The 18,575-nt window shown below is 73.1% G+C and carries 18 protein-coding genes; 10 read left to right on the forward strand and 8 right to left on the reverse strand.

What is annotated here, in order from left to right:
* Positions 1 to 43 precede the first annotated feature (43 nt).
* A complete protein-coding gene (locus tag ADK54_RS39070) occupies positions 44 to 1,240 on the forward strand; it encodes a pyroglutamyl peptidase (RefSeq protein ID WP_053730615.1) in 1,197 nt (398 codons plus the stop codon).
* A gap of 49 nt (positions 1,241 to 1,289) precedes the next feature.
* Here ADK54_RS39070 and ADK54_RS39075 read toward each other — a convergent pair whose 3' ends face one another.
* Entirely contained in the window at positions 1,290 to 2,684 is a 1,395-nt protein-coding gene (locus tag ADK54_RS39075) for a PepSY-associated TM helix domain-containing protein (RefSeq protein WP_053730600.1), read from the reverse strand.
* A 69-nt stretch (positions 2,685 to 2,753) separates the two neighbouring features.
* Positions 2,754 to 3,548, reverse strand: a complete 795-nt coding sequence (locus ADK54_RS39080; RefSeq protein WP_053730601.1) for a hypothetical protein — start codon at positions 3,546 to 3,548, stop codon at positions 2,754 to 2,756.
* 126 nt (positions 3,549 to 3,674) lie between these two features.
* Here ADK54_RS39080 and ADK54_RS39085 point away from each other — a divergent pair, with 126 nt between their 5' ends.
* Positions 3,675 to 3,983 carry a LysR substrate-binding domain-containing protein gene (locus ADK54_RS39085; RefSeq protein WP_053730602.1) on the forward strand — a complete coding sequence of 103 codons (309 nt, stop codon included), beginning with the start codon at positions 3,675 to 3,677 and terminating at the stop codon, positions 3,981 to 3,983.
* Positions 3,984 to 3,989: 6 nt separating this feature from the next.
* On the opposite strand, the gene ADK54_RS39090 is transcribed toward ADK54_RS39085, so the two are convergent.
* Positions 3,990 to 4,328: a YrdB family protein gene (locus ADK54_RS39090; RefSeq protein WP_053730603.1), complete on the reverse strand. Its 339-nt coding sequence runs from the start codon at positions 4,326 to 4,328 to the stop codon at positions 3,990 to 3,992.
* A 57-nt stretch (positions 4,329 to 4,385) separates the two neighbouring features.
* Positions 4,386 to 5,243 (reverse strand): EI24 domain-containing protein, encoded by an 858-nt coding sequence (locus tag ADK54_RS39095; RefSeq protein WP_078966982.1) that lies wholly within the window; start codon positions 5,241 to 5,243, stop codon positions 4,386 to 4,388.
* A 128-nt stretch (positions 5,244 to 5,371) separates the two neighbouring features.
* Between ADK54_RS39095 and ADK54_RS39100 the strand changes: the two genes are divergently transcribed.
* Entirely contained in the window at positions 5,372 to 6,553 is a 1,182-nt protein-coding gene (locus tag ADK54_RS39100) for a serine hydrolase domain-containing protein (RefSeq protein WP_053730604.1), read from the forward strand.
* Positions 6,554 to 6,586: 33 nt separating this feature from the next.
* Here ADK54_RS39100 and pip read toward each other — a convergent pair whose 3' ends face one another.
* The 3 genes from pip to ADK54_RS39115 all read right to left on the reverse strand — a co-directional run bounded on the left by pip (position 6,587) and on the right by ADK54_RS39115 (position 9,313).
* Positions 6,587 to 7,549, reverse strand: coding sequence for a prolyl aminopeptidase (gene pip / locus ADK54_RS39105; protein WP_199827139.1), 963 nt, complete (start codon positions 7,547 to 7,549; stop codon positions 6,587 to 6,589).
* A 153-nt stretch (positions 7,550 to 7,702) separates the two neighbouring features.
* Positions 7,703 to 8,128, reverse strand: coding sequence for an organic hydroperoxide resistance protein (locus ADK54_RS39110; RefSeq protein ID WP_053730605.1), 426 nt, complete (start codon positions 8,126 to 8,128; stop codon positions 7,703 to 7,705).
* Positions 8,129 to 8,284: 156 nt separating this feature from the next.
* Entirely contained in the window at positions 8,285 to 9,313 is a 1,029-nt protein-coding gene (locus tag ADK54_RS39115; protein ID WP_053730606.1) for an NADP-dependent oxidoreductase, read from the reverse strand.
* A 152-nt stretch (positions 9,314 to 9,465) separates the two neighbouring features.
* Between ADK54_RS39115 and ADK54_RS39120 the strand changes: the two genes are divergently transcribed.
* Positions 9,466 to 9,888 carry a MarR family winged helix-turn-helix transcriptional regulator gene (locus tag ADK54_RS39120; protein WP_053730607.1) on the forward strand — a complete coding sequence of 141 codons (423 nt, stop codon included), beginning with the start codon at positions 9,466 to 9,468 and terminating at the stop codon, positions 9,886 to 9,888.
* 157 nt (positions 9,889 to 10,045) lie between these two features.
* Here ADK54_RS39120 and ADK54_RS46485 read toward each other — a convergent pair whose 3' ends face one another.
* Positions 10,046 to 10,723, reverse strand: a complete 678-nt coding sequence (locus tag ADK54_RS46485) for an SCO2400 family protein (RefSeq protein ID WP_159048022.1) — start codon at positions 10,721 to 10,723, stop codon at positions 10,046 to 10,048.
* Between the two features lie 147 nt (positions 10,724 to 10,870).
* On the opposite strand from ADK54_RS46485, the gene ADK54_RS39130 reads away from it, so the two are divergent.
* The 6 genes from ADK54_RS39130 (at position 10,871) to ADK54_RS39155 (ending at position 18,132) form a co-directional block, all read left to right on the forward strand.
* On the forward strand, positions 10,871 to 11,437 hold the full coding sequence (locus ADK54_RS39130; RefSeq protein WP_234392394.1) for a hypothetical protein: 567 nt from the start codon (positions 10,871 to 10,873) through the stop codon (positions 11,435 to 11,437).
* 292 nt (positions 11,438 to 11,729) lie between these two features.
* The gene (locus ADK54_RS39135) at positions 11,730 to 12,767 is read left to right on the forward strand and encodes a rod shape-determining protein (protein WP_053730610.1); all 1,038 of its coding nucleotides are present in this window, start codon (positions 11,730 to 11,732) and stop codon (positions 12,765 to 12,767) included.
* A 57-nt stretch (positions 12,768 to 12,824) separates the two neighbouring features.
* Entirely contained in the window at positions 12,825 to 14,402 is a 1,578-nt protein-coding gene (locus ADK54_RS39140) for a GAF domain-containing protein (protein WP_053730611.1), read from the forward strand.
* A gap of 70 nt (positions 14,403 to 14,472) precedes the next feature.
* On the forward strand, positions 14,473 to 15,177 hold the full coding sequence (locus ADK54_RS39145) for a LysE family transporter (RefSeq protein ID WP_078966983.1): 705 nt from the start codon (positions 14,473 to 14,475) through the stop codon (positions 15,175 to 15,177).
* A gap of 155 nt (positions 15,178 to 15,332) precedes the next feature.
* On the forward strand, positions 15,333 to 16,745 hold the full coding sequence (locus ADK54_RS39150; protein WP_053730613.1) for an acyl-CoA synthetase: 1,413 nt from the start codon (positions 15,333 to 15,335) through the stop codon (positions 16,743 to 16,745).
* Between the two features lie 16 nt (positions 16,746 to 16,761).
* On the forward strand, positions 16,762 to 18,132 hold the full coding sequence (locus ADK54_RS39155) for a carboxyl transferase domain-containing protein (RefSeq protein WP_053730617.1): 1,371 nt from the start codon (positions 16,762 to 16,764) through the stop codon (positions 18,130 to 18,132).
* Positions 18,133 to 18,575 lie beyond the last annotated feature (443 nt).

Here is an 18,575-nt window from a genome sequence, read left to right on the forward strand (position 1 = left end):
ACGACGTGTACGGGTGGCGCGGCTCGGCTGTGTGCTCACGGCGATGACGTTCTGTACGGTGCTCGGCCCGGCCCCCGCGCAGGCCGCGACCGCGCCCCGGCAGGCCACCGTCGAGGAGCAGCGCCTCGACGAGGCGGTGCCGAAGGAGATCCTGGCGCGCAGCGGATTCGCCGACGTGGCACCGGAGTTCACGCGGAAGCTGGCGGCCACCCGGTCCTACGGTGCGGCCCAGCGGCTCGTCGAGCGCGAGGGGACGCGGCTGTGGAAGCGGGCGGTGGACCGGGTGCAGGGGCGTGGCCCGGCGGGCGGCGACCTGAGCCGTGACGACGACCGCCCGCTGTACTGGGCCCGGCTCGGCCTCACCCGTGAACTCCGGCTCTGGGAGCCGGAGTTCGGCCTCCCGGAGGCCGACCGCGGCAAGCTCATGGACCGCCTTGAGCAGACCTCGCGCGGGCAGAGCAGCGTCGACTATCCCGACGGCAAGGGCTTCAAGAGGATCCTGCTGACCGGCTTCGACCCGTTCACGCTGGACAGCGACATCCGGATCAGCAATCCGTCGGGGGCGACCGCGCTCGCCCTGGACGGCACCTGGATCCGCACCGCCGACGGGCAGCTCGCGCGCATCGAGACCGTCACCTTCCCGGTGCGCTGGCAGGACTTCGCGGACGGTGTGGTCGAGAAGGCGCTCGCGCCGGTGCTGCCGAAGGTGGACGCCTTCACGACGGTGAGCCAGGGCCGGGTCGGCCGCATCGACGTCGAGCGGTTCAACGGGGCCTGGCGGGGCGGCTTCCCGGACAACGACAACGCGTCGAGCACCGGGCAGGTCCCGGTGAGCGACCCGGCGACCCAGCCGCAGTGGACCCGGACGACCCTGCCGTACCAGGACATCGTGGCCGCGAACACCGGCCGCTTCCCGGTGTACGACCACACCGACGTCACCGAGATCCCGGCCGGCGCGACGGCCCCGGAGGACCGCCCCGACGGGCCGACCCCGGGCTCCACCGCGCGGGCCGGGGGCGGCGGCGACTACCTCTCGAACGAGATCGCCTACCGCGCCACCCTGCTCCGCGACCGCCTGGGCCTGAGCATCCCGGGCGGCCATGTGCACACCCCGGTCCTGCAGTTCGGGCCGGGCAACACCGATCCGGCGACGGGCACGGTGACGGATCCCCAGTTCGTACGCAACCGGCTGGACATCGTGGCGCAGCTGCGGGAGATCGTGCGGGTGGCGGCGGAATAGCCCCCCCGAAGGGCCCGCACGGATCAACTCCGGGCGGGCCCGGGGGAGTTCAGGACTGCTTCACGATCCTGCCGCGCAGGCCGAGCAGCGCGTCGACGGCCAGGAAGGCCAGCAGGCTGATCCCGAGGAGCGGGACGAACCAGCCGACCACCGCGGTCACCGCCGCGAGCGGGAGCAGCGCCGGCAGCGGCACCTTGCGCCAGGCGCCCCGCGGCTGCGGGCGCCCGACGCCGAGCGCACGCGCCTTGGTGGGCCTGCGCTGCCACCACATGCGGTAGCCCCAGACGATGAGCGCCATCAGCGCCACGGCGAGGACGGCCAGGGCGAGCTGGTTGGGCAGGCCCAGGAAGACGCCCATGTGCGCGTCGATGCCGAACCGGGTCAGCTGGGCGAGGACCGGGTAGTCGGAGAAGCGCAGCACGTCCATGACCTTGCCGTCGGCGGGGTCGATGGCGACCGCGTCGAGGTGCACGGGGAACTCGGTGTCGCGCTCGCGCACCACGAAGCCCTTGCCCGCACTGGGCAGGCTGATCTGGATGCTCGCCCGTACGCCCTGGTCACGGGCGGTCTCGGCGACCTGGTCCAGGGTGAGCGTGGAGGGCGCGGCGGGCGGCATGACCATGCCCTCGTGGTGCTCGTGGCCCCCGCTCGTGCCTCCGGCGGTGGCCGCCGCGACGGTGGGGGTGGCGCCGCCGAGCCGGTCCTTGAGATCGGCGATGTTCTCGCCCGCGTACCGCGACCAGGTGAGGCCGGTCGCGGAGAGCAGCACCAGGCCGACCACCGCCCACAGGCCGACCGAGCCGTGCCAGGACAGGGTGCGGCGACGGCCGGTGAGCCCGCGCTCGGGGCGAAGGAGCCTCGCCCGCCTGCGCCGCCCGACCCACAGCGCGAGTCCGCCGAGGGCGACGACCCAGAGCCAACTGGCCGCCAATTCACTGTAGTTGCGGCCGAACTCGCCGAGTTTGAGGTCGGCGTGGAAGGAGGAGAGCCAGCTGCGCAGCGGGAGCGCGCCCGAGCTTCCGGTGCTGGGGAGGGCGCCGCGTACGTCGTTGGTGTACGGGTTGACGAAGACGGCGAGGGACTCGTCCTCGGCGAGGCCCGGGGTCTTCATCAGGACGCGGGTGGTGGCGCCTTCCTCGGGCGAGGGCCAGACCGCGGTCACATAGCCCTCGGGGTGGGCGGCCTTCGCGGCGGCGACCTGGGCGGTGAGCGGCTGGGTGGCCTCGCCCACGGGGACCCGCAGTTCGTGCCCGTACAGGACGTTCTCGGCCTGGAAGGACAGCGCGTAGAGCAGACCGGTGACGGCGGCCAGGAAGAGGAGCGGGGCGATCAGGACGCCCGCGTAGAAGTGCAGCCGCAGGACGAGGGGGCGAAGTGCGGCCCAGACGGAAGGCCGTGGGGTGCTGGATGGCGCGGTTTCCCGCGATGGAGTGTCGACGGACATGAGGATCCTGAATCCTGACGATCGGCGTGGGCATGGGTGAAGGGACCCCTGGCCACGCCCCGCGCCGGATCAGGCGAGGGCGAGCCGGCCGGGGGCCGTGGCTCGGGTGACTCCCCGGGCCGGCGGACCCCGCCGGATGAAGGCGTGACTGTGCACCGCGCCGCGCAGCCTCGGACGCGGGCGGTGGTGCGGGCGCGGTCTGCGTACGGGCCGCGACGGCGCGGGCACGCAGGTGCGTACGAGAGCGAGGGCGCGGCGCAGCGGCCGGGCGGCAAGCACGCCGAGCGCGCCGACGGCCCTGGCCAGCCGGAACGCGGCGGCCTCGCCGCGCCACAGCCAGATGCCGCAGATCAGGGCGGCCAGGAGGTGCGCGGCGAGCATGCCGCCGGACATGGTGTGCGCGGCGGCGTCCATGGCCATGGCGTGCGCCTGGCCGGCTGCCCCGGCCATGGAGTCCATGCCCGCCATGCCGGGCATGTCCTGCATCGCGTGGCTGTCGGGCGGGTCCGGCATGAGGTGGACGTACCGGGCGCCGCACGTCATCGTCGGCATGGGCATGGGCACGGCCGTCGAGTCCGACCCGTGCGCCGTCCCCGGCATCCCGGCCATCGGCTGGGTCTTGGCGAAGAGGACGTGCAGGGCGCCCTGGGCCGCGACCTGGCCGCCCGCGATGGCGGCGACCCCGCGCTGCCGCCCGGCCGCGCACCAGGCGACCGCTCCGGTGGCGACGAAGGCGGCGAGTAGCACGGGCAGCGGAATGTCATGCCCAGACATGGACGAATGCCCCACCGCGGCCAAAGCGACGCATAACGCCGCGAACATCGCGGCCCGCAGGGTGCGCAGCGGCGACCGGGGATTCGTCATGACGGCCAGATCATGCCATTTGCGCAGGCGGGCGTGGTGATGGGGGTGCCTGGCCCGGCACCAGGACGCGGTGCGGACACCCCCGGGGCTGCGCCCCGAACCCCGCTCCCCCTTCACCCGCGGACCGTGCGCGGCCGCTCGCGCAGTTCCCCGCAGGGCTTCCGGCCGAGCACCACGTACGTCGTGCAGGACTGGATCGCCAAGCAGGGCTTCGTCGCGGCCGGTCTCGGCGTGACGCTGCTGCCCGCGCTGGCCGCGGATTCGGTACGTGCCGACATCACTCTGGTCGCCATCCACCCCGACGACGTACCCCACCGGGCGATCTACGCGGCGACCCCGCGCGGCCTGGCCCAATCCCCCGCGACGGCCGCTTTTCTGGCCCAACTGAGGGAAACGGCAACGGAGTTGACGGCCAATGGCCCGCACGGCAGGTGACGGCCGCTACTGCCGCCAGATGACGGCCAGCGTCTTGCTCACCACGGCGACCGCCGCGAACACCAGCGCCGCACCGGTCCGCCCCGCGGCGGCCAGCGCGGCCGCGCCGCTGCCGAACCAGGCGAGCTCGAAGAGGACTCGTACCGTGCCGTGCGTCTTGCGTTTGGCGTCGGGTGCCCCGAACAGCGCCCACAGGACGGCGAGTACGACCGGGGCGCCGATGCCGAGCAGGATCCGCAGCGGCCAGCCCGCGTCGCGGGCGAAGCCCCAGTAACCGGCCGCCCCGAGGACCGCCACTTCGAGGAGGAAGATCAGCAGCAGGTTGAGCGGCTTGAGGAGCTTCATCCGGCCACGCCGGCGCATTCGGTCATGCCGCGATGCTGACCGGAACCACCCCCGGGATCAAGGGCTTTCCGGGATGCGGACCGATCCTTGACCGGCGCCGACGACCCTTCCGGACCCGTTCGCTTCGCCAACGCCAACGCCGTCGCCGTCGCCGTCGTCGTCACCGGCATCGGCCGACTCGCCGAGCAGGTCCCGCACCATCAGCGTCGCGCCCGCGACCGCGCCCGGCATCAGGAAGACCGCGACCAGCGGGACCACGAAGGCGAGGGCGAGCGGCACGCCGAAGCCCAGGACCATCAGGCGGCGCGAGCGCAACAGGGCCAGGCGGGGCCGCAGTTCCATGCCCCGGCGCTGGAGGGCGACCGCGGTCAGCTCCTCGGCGAGGAAGAAGCCGGTGACGCAGAAGCCGATCGCCGGGATCACGCTCTGGCCGATCACCGGAACGAAGCCGAGGCCGAAGAGCAGGATGCCGTAGAGGGCGACCCTGACCAGGATGCGCAGCGAGTCGCGGGCGGAGATCCACAGTTCGCGCCAGAGCGGCAGGTCCGACTCGGGGGCCTCGCCGCCGCTCTCGGCCCGGTCGACGTCCCCGGACAGCTTCTCGTAGAAGGGCTGGCCGACGAGCAGGGTCACCGCCGTGAAGGAGATCACGGCGAGGAACAGGCCGAGCGCGAAGACGAGCGCGGCGAGGAAGCCGCGGAAGAGGCCGAGCCAGGGCGAGGACCAGCCGTCGGCGAAGGGCGTCGCCCAGTCGATGAAGTCGTCGGCGCCGTAAGCGAGTCCGACCAGCGCGCCGACGTACATCACCAGGGTGATGAGGCCGGGCAGCAGCCCCATGCCCAGCGATCTTCCGTGGCCGGCGGCCCATCGCTGCCCCTTGACCAGATATCCGAAGCCCGCCCCTAGATCACGCATGACACCGACCTTATCCGGCCGCCGTGGAGCCAGATCCAGCCGCCTCAAAATTTCTCAGCGCTGCGGGAATGCACGGCGCTAACCAATGGGTTGTGCCCGTCAACAGCAACGATCCCGGGGGGACTTCAATGTCGACCATCAGCGGCACCGACATCAGCACCACGACCGCCGCCACCGTGCAGGGCACCGTGGCCGAGGGTTACGAGGCCGTGCGCGAGGAGTTCGCGGCGTTCGTGGCCGGCGAGGCGCACGACCCGGCGGCCCAGCTCGCCGCGTACAAGAACGGCCGTCTCGTCGTGGACCTGTGGTCCGGGGACGTCGCCGGGGACTCGCTGACCGGCGTCTTCTCCACCACCAAGGGCGCGGCCCACCTCGTGGTGGCGCTGCTCGTCCAGGACGGCGTACTCGACCTCGACCGCGAAGTCGCGTACTACTGGCCCGAGTTCGCGGCCGAGGGCAAGGGCTCGGTGACCCTGCGGCAGCTCATCTCGCACCGCTCCGGCGTCATCGGCTCGGACGGCGGCTTCAGCCCCGAGGAGCTGGCCGACGACCGTGTGATCGCCGAACGGCTCGCGGGCCAGCGGCCGTTCTGGCAGCCGGGCACGGGCCACGGCTACCACGCGCTCGCGATCGGCGCGCTCACCGGCGAGGTGGTGCGGCGGGCGACCGGCCGCTCCATCCAGGAGATCTACGAGGAGCGCGTCCGCGCCCCGTACGGCCTGGACTTCTTCCTCGGCCTGCCCGAGGCCGAGCGGTCCCGCTACCGCGACGTGCTGCCGATGCTCCCGACGCCCGAGCAGCAGGCCGTCCTGGCGGCGAGCCCGCACGGCCGCTACAACCGCCTGCCGATCGCGTTCAATACGAGCGCCGACCCGTCATTCGACCTGGTGGGCTTCGTCAACTCGCCCGCCTCGCTCGCCAAGAGCCCCGCCTCCGTGGGCGGTTCGGGCAACGCGCGTGGCATCGCCGGGATGTACGCGGCCGTCCTCGGCGAGTTCAACGGCCAGGGCCCGCTCCTGAAGCCGGACACGATCAGCGAGTTCGCCCGCATCCACTCGCACGGCGCCGACCTGGTCCTGGGCGTAACGTCCGCCTTCGGCCTCGGCTTCGAGGCGCTCGGCGTCTCCTACCCGGCGCTGGGCGCGGACACGTTCGGGCACAGCGGCGCCGCGGGCTCCCTCGCCTTCGGTGACCCGCGCTCGGGCCTCGCCTACGGCTACACGCGGCGCCGGTTCGCCTTCCCGGGCGGCGGCGCGCCGGAGAACGTGCAGCTGTCGCGCGCGGTCTACGACGCGGCGATCGCCCAGTAGAGGGCGAATCCGGATCACTCAGTATTGGATCGCTCAGTGACGGGCGAACCTGTCGAGCGCCGCCTGGGCCGCCCCGCTCATGCCGGAGTGGCCCAGGCCGTGTCCGGCCTCGTCGATCACAAGGAGTTCGCAGCCCGGCCAGACCGCGGCGAGTGCCCGCGCCGGGTCGGGCGGCGAGCTCAGATCCTGCGCGCCGGCGATGAGGACGGCCGGGATTCCGCTCAACTTCCGTACGCCTTCGACGAGTTGATCGTCATCCAGCCAAGCCGCGTGGCGCCAATAGTGGGTGACCAGGCGGGCGATGGTCATCCGGATGGCCGGGTCGGCGTAGCGCGAATCGCCGAAGTCGTCGACGAGTTGCGCGCCCGCCGGCCGTACGTGGGTGTCCTCCCAGCGGCACCAGTTCCGGGCAGCCTCCGCGCGCACGGCCGGGTCGGGGTCGGCGAGCAGCCGGGCGTACGCGTCGACCACGCGCTCGCCCTCGCGGGGCCGGGCGGCGTCGCGGAAAGCCTCCCAGGCCTCGGGGAAGTGGACGCGGACGCCCTCGGTGATCCAGTCCACTTCGGCGCGGCTGGTCGTCACGACCGAGAAGAGGACGATCTCGCTGACCCGCTCCGGGTGCGTCTGCGCGTACGCCAGGCCGAGCGTGGAGCCCCAGGAGCCCCCGAACACGAGCCACTTGGCGATGCCGAGGTGCTCGCGGAGCTGCTCCATGTCCGCGATCAGGTGGTGAGTGGTGTTGGTTTCGAGGCCGGTCGCCGCGTCGCTGACGGGCGGCGTCGAGCGGCCGCAGCCGCGCTGGTCGAAGAGGACGACGCGGTAGCGGGCCGGGTCGAAATAGCGGCGCCAGAACGGCCCCGCGCCGGAGCCGGGCCCGCCGTGCACCACGACGGCGGGCTTTCCGTCCGCGTTTCCGCAGACTTCCCAGTGGACGAGGTTGCCGTCACCGGTGTCGAGCGTGCCGTGGTCGTACGGGGCCGTCTCGGGAAAGGTCATGCGGGCCAGCATGGCAAAGGAGCCCGCCCGGCCGGAAGGTCGCGCGGGCCGGCCTGACGAAAGACCTTGCCCGGCGGGAAGCGGGCGGGAAGGCCGGGCACGCGAAAGGACCGCACCCGTCGGGGCGCGGTCCTTCGTTTCGCGGAGCGCTGGTTACGCGACGGCGAGGTTCACCGTGATGTTGCCGCGGGTCGCCTTGGAGTACGGGCAGACCTGGTGGGCCTTCTCGATGAGGTCCTCAGCGGTGGCGCGGTCCACGTTCGGGATGGTCGCGGTGATCTCCACGTAGATGCCGAAGCCGTCGTCGTTCTTGCCGATGCCGACGTGCGCGGTGACGGTCGAGCCGGAGATGTCGGCCTTCTCGTTACGCGCGACGACGCCCAGGGCGCCCTGGAAGCAGGCGCTGTAGCCGGCCGCGAAGAGCTGCTCGGGGTTGGTGCCCGCGCCGCTGCCGCCCATCTCCTTCGGCGGGTTCACGACGACGTCCAGCTGGCCGTCGTCGGTGGAGACGCGGCCGTCGCGGCCGTTCTCGGCGGTGGCGACGGCGGTGTAGAGGACCTCGGACTTCTGTATGGACATGCTGGGGTGCTCCTCCTGGGTTCGCGGCCGCTCGCGCCTCACGGCCGCCGGGATGTGGAAAAACCTTATCGGATCGCGGAAACCATGAGGCGGAGTGTGCGATGGGTCACTCCGGGCCGCGTACCCAGCCTGCCGAGGAGCTGCTCGCCCGAGCCCTTACTTGCCGAGGGAGACGACCATCTTTCCGGTGTTCTCGCCGCGCAGCATGCCGAGGAAGGCGTCGACGCCGTTCTCGATGCCGTCGACGAAGGTCTCGTTGTGCTTGAGTTCGCCCGAGGCCAGCCAGCCGGCGACCTCGCCGACGAACTGCTGCTGCATGCCGTAGTGGTCGCCGACCAGGACGCCCTTGAGCTGCAGCCGCTTGCCGATGATCATGACCATGTTGCGCGGGCCGGGCGTGGGCTCGGTGTCGTTGTAAGCCGAGATCGCGCCACAGATGGCCGCGCGGCCGTGCACGTTGAGCGTGGAGATGGCCGCTTCGAGGTGCTCGCCGCCGACGTTGTCGAAGTAGACGTCGATGCCGTCCGGGGCGGCCGCGCGCAGCTGCTCCAGGACCGGGCCCTTCTTGTAGTTGAAGGCGGCGTCGAAGCCGAGCTCCTCCACCAGCCACTTGACCTTCTCGTCCGAGCCGGCCGAGCCGATGACGCGCGAGGCGCCCTTGAGACGGGCGATCTGGCCGACCTGGCTGCCGACGGCGCCGGCGGCGCCGGAGACGAACACGGCGTCGCCCTCCTTGAAGGAGGCGACCTCCAGGAGACCGGCGTACGCGGTGAGGCCCGGCATGCCGAGGACGCCGAGGTACGCGGAGAGCGGGGCGAGCCCGCCGTCGACCTTGGTGGCGTGCTTGGCGTCGAGGTCGGCGTACTCGCGCCAGCCGAGCCCGTGCAGGACGTGGTCGCCGACCGCGAACTTCTCGTCATTCGAGGCGATGACCTCGCCGACCGCGCCGCCGTCCATCGGCCGCTCCAGCTGGAACGGCGGGACGTAGGACTTCGTGTCGTTCATGCGGCCGCGCATGTACGGGTCGACCGACATGAAGAGGTTCCGGACCAGGATCCGGCCCGGCGCGGGCGCGGCGACGGGGGTCTCGCGCAGCGCGAAGTCGGACGGCACGGGCCAGCCGTTCGGGCGGGCGACGAGGTGCCATTCACGGCTGGTGGCGGGGAGTGCGGGCGAGGTGGCCATGGGGTGCGTCCTCCTGCGAATCACATGCTGATCAATACGTCGAGTACGTCCGTACGGGGCGCCGTAGGCCGAGCGCCCCGAATACTTCAGGTACTGAAAGAACAATGCGCCCAGATATTTGAGATTGTCAAGTAACTCGGTAGGCTGAGGGTATGGCCCCCCGAATGGATCCCCTGAGCCTCGAAGTCGTCGAGCTGATCGGCACGGTCGTCGGCCGCTACTACGAGGAGTACGAGCGGGCCGCCGCCGAGCACTCCCTCACCGGCGCGCAGGCCCGGGTCCTCGGGCTGCTCGCCCTCGAACCGATGCCGATGCGGCGGATCGCCCAGAAGCTGAAGTGCGAGCCGTCGAACATCACGGGCATCGTCGACCGCCTCGAAGCGCGCGGCCTGGTGGAGCGCCGCCCGGACCCGGCGGACCGCCGCGTCAAACTGGCCGCCCCGACGGCCGACGGCCTCAACACCGCGACCCACCTGCGCGACTCCCTGAACTTCGCGAGGGAGCCGTTGGCGGAGCTCTCGGCCGAGGAGCGGACCGTGCTGCGGGATCTGCTCAGGCGCATGCTGGGGGCTTAGCCATTGCCTTGAGGTGATACTGCCTTCGGCTCATGTCCGGCCCTGGTCGCCCTACAGGGGCGCGGGGCTGTGACATTGTCGCTCCGCCGCGTGGGCACGACCGGCCACCGACGACCCGCAGCCGAAATGCACACACTGGTATGCCCTGCCCAGCAGGTCAGATGCACCAGAACAGAAACGGCTTGCAGGGCTTCGGCGGAGCAGGGGCCGGGGGCTTCGAAGGAGGCGCGGAGGGCGCGGGGGTCCCGGGCCCACCGGGCGAAGAGGGGGCGGACGGCACGGATCCCGAGGGCCCGGGATCGGGCGTAGCCGGGGTCGAGGGCCGAGCAGGGGCACCCTGGCGGGGCCCGGACTCCACGGGACCGGGCTCCCCGGGGCCGGCCTCCCCCGGGCCCGGCTTGCCGGAAGCCCTGCCGGAACCGCGCCCCCGAGAGGAAACCGGCTTGGCCGTGGGCCTGGACGGCACCCCCGCCGCCGAGCCGGACGGCAGCGGCTGGGGATCGGAGATCGTCTGGTCCTCCCGCACGGCGGAGGCCCGGTCGTTCCCCGGCGGCGGCTCCATCGCCATCTGTACGAACCCCACCGCCCCGGCCACGAGGACGAGCCCGGCCGAGCCGAAGAGGATCACCTTGCCCCGCTTGCGCCGGGCCCGCCGCCCCTTGCGGGCACGGCGATGGCCGGAAGGAGCGAGCACCTCCGCACGGCGGGACGGGGCCCCGGCGTACACCAGGAGCTCGTCCTCGGGCGCGGGCGCCAGCGCCTCCACGGGGGTTCCGCATCCGGCACAGGCCAGTGCGCCGTTGAGGTGCCGTCGGCAGGAGTGGCAGTAATCCATGGCCCAGGGAGGCTATGCGGCAGCCGGGCAACAAAAGGGGCCGGAGATGTGTGGATCTTGTGCGGAAGGGCCGCCTCCGGGGCGTGGCGGCGTGACGAATCACCATGGACCGGGGCGTTGTCAGTGGGGCCGGGCAGGATGGACGTCATGATGGAAAACGTGCCGCGGCCGTTCGGCCCGCTGGACTTCCAACTCGTGCTGCTGCGGCGGATGGCAGACCATCAGCCGGGGCTCGTCGAGGACGCCCGCCACCAGCTGGGCGCTTCGACGGCGGACATGCGCGAGGCCAACAAGCGCTGGCAGGCGATGGCCCGCTCGGCCCGCTCCCGGGGCGCGCTGTCCCGCTACCGCTCGGTGCTCGGGGCGCCGGAGTCGGTCGTGCCGCGCAGGATCGGGGACCTGGACTGCGAGGCCCAGCTGTGGCCGGTGCCGCTCTGGCCGGGGCTGCGGTTCGAGGTGCTGGCCGGGCCCGGCGGTGCGGTGTGGAACGAATGGCTGGTCAGAGCCCCCGGCATACCGGGTCCCGAGCTGCACGGGGAGGACGATCTGCGGCCCTGGTCGTGCACGGTGGACGAGGTGGCGCGGGCCTTCGCCCCGGCCCGCCCGATGGAGGGCTCGGCGCCGACGCGCTGGCAGCTGGCCGTCACCCTGCCCGGCGGCGGGACACGCGTCGCGGAGTTCACCTGGGGGCTGCTGCAACGGCTCCTGCCGTGAGGGTCGCGGGCCGCCGCGAGGGCAACCCGCTGGGCCGACGGGCCGGCGGCACCATCCACCCCGGCCGGATGGGAGGAGCCGGTCGACGCCTCGGCGACCCGCCCCCGGCCGGGCACCGGCCAGGCACCGGCCAGGCACCGGCCAGGCCCGAAGAGAGGTGGGTTGACCTGCGGGGCGGGGGCTTTCTGGCTGGGCGTCAGTTCCCGGCTCCCCGACCGGCGCATCCCAACGCGCGCCGGTCACAGGGCGGTCGCAAAATGCGAACTATGTACCGCTCTCGGGAGGATCTGCCGTGACCGTCAGTCTTGAGCAGTTGCGCCGTTGCCATGTAGCCGTCGACCTCGGGGCCGCCAGAACCCGTGTCTTCATCAAGGGAGCCGGGCTCGTCGTGGACGAGCCGAGCGTGGCCGCCGTCAACACCCGTACCGGCGCGCTCATCGCCGTCGGCACCTTCGCCGAACAGATGACGGGCCGCACCCCGGACTACATCCGGGTGGCCCGCCCGGTGACCGGCGGCACGGTCGTCGACGTCGAAATGGCCCAGCGCATGCTGCGTCACCTCCTCGGCGAGAAGCTGCGCCGCCAGTTGCGCCGCAAGCCGGGGCTGCGCGCCGCGGCCTGCACCCCGCACGACAGCGACCCGCTCGCCCAGCGGGCCGCGAAGGAGACCCTGATGGGGATCGGCGCCCGCCGGGTCGAGCTCGTCGACACCCTGATCGCGGCCGCCGTGGGCTGCGGGCTCCCGGTGGAGCAGCCCACCGCCACCATGATCGTCGTGTGTGGGGCCGCCACGACCCAGATCGCCGTGCTCTCGCTCGGCGCCATCGTCACGGCCGTCCGCCTCCCGGTCGGCGGCGAGGCCATCGACCACGCCGTCATCCAGCACCTGCGCCACCAGCACGAACTGATGGTGCCGAGCCAGTCCGTGCGCCCGCTCCAACTGGCCCTGAGCGACAACGGCCTCACCCCCCAGGGCCCCTCATCCACCGAGATCCACGGCCGCGACGTCGCCACCGGCCTCGCCCGCTCGGTCCTGGTCGACACGGCCGCCGTGCGCAACGCCATCCACACCCCGCTGACCGCCGTGCTCGACGGCATCGGCAAGGTGCTGAGGGACTGCCCGCCCGACCTGGTCGCCGACCTCGCCGAGCGGGGCATCATGATGGTCGGCGGCAGCGCTCTGCTGCCCGGCCTCGACGAGATGCTGCGCGACTCCACGGGCATGCCGGTGCGGATCGCGGAACGGCCCGACGTGTGCGCGATCCTCGGCGTCGGCGCGATGCTGGAGGGCCAGATCCACCCCATGGTCCTCGACCCGCTGGCCGAGTGAGCGGCGCGACAGTCGCCCCTGCCGGGCCGGGCGGCCGCCGTGAGAGATCCTCGAAGGATGAGTGAAGCGGAGACTCCGGACAGCACCGCGCCCCGGCTGCCGATGCTCCTGGAGGCGGTGCTCGGCGTCGGAACCGACCTCGAACTGCGCACCACGCTCCAGCACATCGTCGACACGGCGACCGAGCTGACCGACGCCCGGTACGGGGCGCTCGGAGTGGTCGACCCCGAGCGCGGCCTGCTCACCGAGCTGTACACCACCGGGCTCACCGACGCCGAACGCGAACGCATCGGCGCGCTGCCCGACGGCCGCACCGGGCTGCTCGGCGCCCTCATCCAGGACCCGCAGCCGCTGCGCCTCGCCGACCGGCACACCGACCCCCGCTCGGCCGGTCTGCCGCCGGGCCACCCGCCGATGACCTCGTTCCTCGGCGTACCCCTGCGGGTGCACAACCAGGTCTTCGGCAACCTCTACCTCACCGAGAAGCGCGGCGGCCCCTTCACCGAGGAGGACCTGGCGCTCCTTCGGGTCCTCGCCGCACAGGCGGGCATCGCCATCGGCAACACGCGCCTTTACGAGACCGTACGGCTGCGGGAGCGCTGGATCGAGGGCGCCGCCGCCGTCACCACCTCCCTGCTCACCGGCGAGAGCGCGGCCAACGCGCTGATGACGGTGGCCGAGCGGGCCCGGCTGCTCGCGGACGCGGCGGCCGGGGTCGTGCTCCAGCCCACCGCGGCCGGCGGCATGGAGATCGTCGCCGCCTCCGCACCGGACGACCCCGACGACATCGTCGGCACGACGATCGAGCCCGGCTCGCCGGTCCTGGTCCAACTCCTGGGCGGGGAGCCGGTGTTCCTGGAGGACTCTGCGACCGACCCGCGGATGACCACGCACGTACGCACCCGGTTCGGGCCGAGCATGATGCTGCCGCTGCAGAGCGGTGGCAAGCTGATCGGCACGCTCGCGCTGCCCCGGCGGCGCGGCGACCGCCCGTACACGGCGGTCGACCGGCTGCTCGCCGCCCAGTTCGCCTCGCAGGCGGCCCTCGCGCTCGTCCTGGCCGACGCCCAGCACAACCGCGAGCAGCTCGCGGTGTACGAGGACCGCGACCGGATCGCCCGCGACCTCCACGACCTCGTCGTACAGCGCCTGTTCGCGACCGAGATGATGCTGGAGTCAACGCGGCGCCGGGCCGAGAAGGCCGCGGCCGACGACACCGACGAGATGCTGACCCGGGCCGTCGACGAGCTCGACTCGACGATCCAGGAGGTCCGCACCGCGATCTTCGCCCTCCAACAGCCGCCCGCCGACGCCCCGACGACCCTGCGCGGCCGGGTCCTGCGCGAGACGGCCGGCGCGGGCGCGCTGCTCGGCTTCCGGCCCTCGGTGCGTTTCGAGGGCGCGGTCGACACGCTGGTCGCCGAGCCGGTGGACACCCAGCTGATCGCGGCCCTGCGCGGCGCGCTGGCGGCGGCGCACCGCCGGGCCGGGGTGTCGTCGGTACGCGTCGTCGTGGACGCGGGCGCCGAACTCCCCGACGGGCGGCCCGGGGTGCGCCTGACCGTCATCGACAACGGCATGCGCGACGACGGAATCCGCGGTACGACCCTGACCTGGCAGGCCCCGCTGCACTAGCCCCGTCCGCCGGGCCCGCGCGCGGAAAATCAGCTGCGTACGGCGCGCACGGCACCCCACAGTGACTGCCATGACCGATCTCTGGACGACAGCGATGGCAGGCGCGGCGGCGGGCCTCGGGGTGGCCGTGCCGGTGGGCGCGGTCGGCGTGCTGCTGATCCAGGAGGGGATGCGCGAGCGCCGGGGCGCGATGGCCGCGGCGGCGGCCGTAGCCACGGTCGACCTCGCCTACGCGGCGCTGGCCACCGCACTCGGCCCCCTGGTCGCCGAGGCACTGTCCGGCGTGGAGGCGTGGGTGCGCCTTGTGTCGGCGCTGGTCCTTGCCGGGATCGCGGCGCGGGGGCTGTGGGGGGCTCGGGGGGCGAGGCATGAGCGGGCTCCGGCGGGCTCGGCGGTGCGTGCGGGGCCGGCCGAGCCGACGGGCCCGGCGGCGGGAGGGCATGCCGGGGCGGGAGGGCGTGCGATCTCGGCGGGCAAGGACGGCCCGGCCCGCGCCTTCGCCCGATTCGCCGCGCTCACCCTCATCAACCCCACCACCGCCCTCTACTTCGCCGCCCTGACCACCGCCCGCGGCGCCTCCCTCAGCGGCGGCGCCGCGGGCACGGCATTCGTCACCGGGGTCTTCGTGGCCTCGCTGCTCTGGCAGCAGTTCCTGGTGGCGGCGAGCGGGTTCGCCGGGGCCCGGATCTCCCCGGCCGCCCGCGCCTGGACGTTCCGCGCCGGGTACGGACTGGTCGTGCTGTACGCGGTGAAGGTCGCGCTCCCACTGCCCTGAGCACCCTCGGGCGACGACCCGCTCCAGCGGAACGCGGGGACCCGTACGGCAGGATGCGGATCATGCGTCCGGACGGCGCCGCGTAGGGTCGACGACCTGGGACCCGGCACGGTTCGGGCCCCGCCTGCGCCGTCGAGATCCGAGGAGTCCCGTACGTGTCCCCTCTCTTCCCCTCCCTGTACGCCGCCGAGCCCCGGGAGGCGATCCGCTTCGGCGAGCTGTCGCTGACCCACGCCGAACTGGCCGGCGCGGCAGGCTCCCTGGCCCGCCGGCTCGCGGACGCCGGGCGGGTCGCGGTCTGGGCGACGCCGACCCCGCAGACGGTGGTCGGCGTGGTGGCGGCGCTCGTCGCGGGCGTCCCCGTGGTGCCGCTGAACCCGAAGACGGGCGAACGCGAGCTGGCCCACATCGTGGGCGACAGCGAGCCGACGGTGGTACTGGCCTCGCCGGACGATCAACTACCGTCGACACTGGCCGAGTTGACGAGGATTGACGTACCACTGACCGGAACAGACCTGGATCTGCCCGCCGAACCCGCCGACGAATCGGTCGCGCTGATCGTGTACACCTCCGGGACGACCGGCCCGCCGAAGGGCGCGGTGCTGCCGAGGCGCGCGCTCGCGGCGACGCTGGACGCGCTGCAGGGCGCCTGGGGCTGGACGGCCGACGACGTGCTGGTGCACGGGCTGCCGCTGTTCCACGTCCACGGGTTGATCCTGGGCATCCTCGGTCCGCTGCGCCGCGGCGGCTCGGTGCGCCACCTCGGCCGGTTCTCGGTGGAGGGCGTGACGCGGGAGCTGGCGGCGGGCGCGACGATGCTGTTCGGGGTGCCGACGATGTACCACCGGATCGCCGAAGTGGTGGGCCAGGACCGGGAGTTGACCAAGGCGCTGGCGGGCGCCCGCCTGCTGGTGTCCGGCTCCGCGGCGCTCCCCGCACCCGACCACCGCCGCATCGCCGAGGCGACGGGCCGGGCGGTGATCGAACGGTACGGGATGACCGAGACCCTCATGCTGTGCGCCGCGCGGGCGGACGGCGGGGCCCGCCCCGGCACGGTCGGCGTGCCGCTGCCCGGCGTCGACCTGCGCCTCGCGGACGAGGCCGACGGCATCGGCGAGATCCAGGTGCGCGGCCCGAACCTGTTCAGTGGCTACCTGAACCGCCCGGACGCGACGGCCGCCGCGTTCACCGAGGACGGCTGGTTCCGCACCGGCGACATGGCGAGCCTGGACGCGGACGGCCAGGTACGGATCGTCGGCCGCAAGGCCACCGACCTCATCAAGAGCGGCGGCTACAAGATCGGCGCGGGCGAGATCGAGAACGCGCTGCTGGACCACCCGGGCGTCCGCGAGGCCGCGGTGACGGGCGAGCCGGACCCGGACCTGGGCGAGCGCATCGTGGCGTGGGTGGTCCCGACGGACCCCCAGTCCCCGCCGAACGAGGCCGAGTTGGCTGACCACGTGGCGGCGCAACTGGCCCCCCACAAGCGCCCCCGCGTGGTGCACTACCTCCCCGAGCTCCCCCGCAACGACATGGGGAAGATCATGAAGCGAGCCCTGCATGCCTGAGCGGATGTCTGAGCGGATGTCTGAGCGAATGACGGCGAGGCAGGCGATCGCGACGGTGGCGAGCGTCTTCGAGGAACTAGAGGAACTGGAGGAACAATTCGAAGAACTGGAAGAACTAGGGGTCCCCGACCGGGACTTCCCGGAGGACGGCCCCCTCGCATGGTCGGGTTACGGGACTTCACGGGCGCGCGCGACGGAACGTACGGGCGAGACGGAATCGGTGGTCTGCGGCGTAGCGTCCGTGGAGGGCCGGCCGTGCGTAGTGCTGTCCTTCGAGTTCGGCTTCCTGGGCGGATCGCTGGGGCAGCGGACGGGGGACCGTCTGGAGGCGGCGTACGAGACGGCGCGGGAGCGGCGGCTTCCGCTGGTCTCGCTGATCGCCACGGGTGGCAGCCGCATGCAGGAGGGCATGCTGGCGCTGACCCAACTCCAGCGCGTGGCAAGGCAGTCGGCGCTGCTCAAGGAGGCGGGGCTGCCTCAGATCGCGGTGCTGCGCGACCCGACGACGGGCGGCGGCTGGGCCACGCTGGGCGCGGGCGCGGATGTGATCCTGGCCCTGCCGGGCGCCCAGATCGGCTTCGCGGGATCCCGGGTACGCCCGGCGGACGCGGACCCGGCGGCGTACAGAGCTGAGGGCCAACTGGCGGCGGGCCAGATCGACGCGATCGTACGGAAGGAGGACCTGCGGGGCGTGCTGGCGGGCTGGCTGACCCTGCTGGGCGGGGCGGGCGGGTCCGAACCGGCCCCGGTACCGGCCCCCTTCGGGAAGTCGGGCCTCCCGGCGGACGGCTGGGAGGCGGTGACCCGGGCCCGCGCGACGGGCCGGCCGAGGGCCGAGTCCTACCTGGACGCGTACTTCCCGCACCGACAGGCGCTGTCGGGCGACAGGTGCGGTGGCGTGGACCCGGGAATGCTGTGCGGGTTCGGCCTGCACGCGGGGATCCCTTACGCGTACGCGGCCCAGACCGGCACCGCGACCACCCCGGCGGGCTACCGCACGGCGGCCCGCCTCATCCGCCTGGCCGACCGCCTGGGCATCCCGGTCCTGACCCTGGTGGACACCCCGGGCGCGGCGAACGACGCGGCGGCGGAACGCGCGGGCCAGGGCGCCGCGATCGCCGACGCCTTCGCGGCCCTGGCCTCCGCGAGGGTGCCGGTGACCACCCTGGTCATCGGCGAGGGCGGCTCGGGCGGAGCCCTGGCCCTGACGTCCCCGGACCGCACGTGGGTGACGGCGGACAGCTACTTCTCCGTGATCGCCCCGGAACTGGCGGCGGCGATTTTGAAGCGGCCCGAATCGGAGGTACGCAGCACCGCCTCCCAACTCAGGTTGCGCCCACAGGATTTGGTGGAGCTGGGGGTGGCGAGGGGGGTACTGGGCGCATAGCCCTTCCTCCTGCCTCTTTCCCCACCCCGCCCCGCCCCTTCCCGACTGTGACACTCTGCGGCTCCGCCGCGTGGCTCCGGGGGCGTGGGGTCACCTGCGGCCCGGCACCCGATGCCGAGGGCTCCGCCCCCGCGCTCCTCAAACGCCGCAGAGGCTGGCCGTCGGGAGCCGCGAGGTGCGGGCGCCCGCACCTCGCGGCTCCCGGCGCCCCTGACCACCCCGCCCAGCCTCGGACGGCGGACGGCTGCCCGCGAAGTCCCCCGCGCCCTCAACCCGCCTTCGGCCCCGGACCGTACGGGGCTGCTCGCGCGGTCCCCGGCACCCCCAACCCCGCGATCCGGCCTCGGGCCGTGGGCGGCGGGGGTCCGGGGGGCGCAGCCCCTCAAGGGGTCTGCGGCGCAGCCCCATGGGGCCAGCTCATCCAACCCCCCGCACGGGTGGGC

Origin of the sequence: Streptomyces sp. WM6378 (assembly GCF_001279695.1) — a bacterium.
In the GTDB taxonomy this organism is placed as follows: Bacteria; Actinomycetota; Actinomycetes; order Streptomycetales; family Streptomycetaceae; genus Streptomyces.

Coding starts and splice junctions, on each gene's coding strand:
- ADK54_RS39070 (WP_053730615.1), top strand. CDS start 44: ATGACGTTCTGTACGGTGCTCGGCCCGGCCCCCGCGCAGGCCGCGACC.
- ADK54_RS39075 (WP_053730600.1), bottom strand. CDS start 2,684: ATGTCCGTCGACACTCCATCGCGGGAAACCGCGCCATCCAGCACCCCA.
- ADK54_RS39080 (WP_053730601.1), bottom strand. CDS start 3,548: ATGACGAATCCCCGGTCGCCGCTGCGCACCCTGCGGGCCGCGATGTTC.
- ADK54_RS39090 (WP_053730603.1), bottom strand. CDS start 4,328: ATGAAGCTCCTCAAGCCGCTCAACCTGCTGCTGATCTTCCTCCTCGAA.
- ADK54_RS39095 (WP_078966982.1), bottom strand. CDS start 5,243: ATGCGTGATCTAGGGGCGGGCTTCGGATATCTGGTCAAGGGGCAGCGA.
- ADK54_RS39100 (WP_053730604.1), top strand. CDS start 5,372: ATGTCGACCATCAGCGGCACCGACATCAGCACCACGACCGCCGCCACC.
- pip (WP_199827139.1), bottom strand. CDS start 7,549: ATGACCTTTCCCGAGACGGCCCCGTACGACCACGGCACGCTCGACACC.
- ADK54_RS39110 (WP_053730605.1), bottom strand. CDS start 8,128: ATGTCCATACAGAAGTCCGAGGTCCTCTACACCGCCGTCGCCACCGCC.
- ADK54_RS39115 (WP_053730606.1), bottom strand. CDS start 9,313: ATGGCCACCTCGCCCGCACTCCCCGCCACCAGCCGTGAATGGCACCTC.
- ADK54_RS39120 (WP_053730607.1), top strand. CDS start 9,466: ATGGCCCCCCGAATGGATCCCCTGAGCCTCGAAGTCGTCGAGCTGATC.
- ADK54_RS46485 (WP_159048022.1), bottom strand. CDS start 10,723: ATGGATTACTGCCACTCCTGCCGACGGCACCTCAACGGCGCACTGGCC.
- ADK54_RS39130 (WP_234392394.1), top strand. CDS start 10,871: ATGATGGAAAACGTGCCGCGGCCGTTCGGCCCGCTGGACTTCCAACTC.
- ADK54_RS39140 (WP_053730611.1), top strand. CDS start 12,825: ATGAGTGAAGCGGAGACTCCGGACAGCACCGCGCCCCGGCTGCCGATG.
- ADK54_RS39145 (WP_078966983.1), top strand. CDS start 14,473: ATGACCGATCTCTGGACGACAGCGATGGCAGGCGCGGCGGCGGGCCTC.
- ADK54_RS39155 (WP_053730617.1), top strand. CDS start 16,762: ATGTCTGAGCGAATGACGGCGAGGCAGGCGATCGCGACGGTGGCGAGC.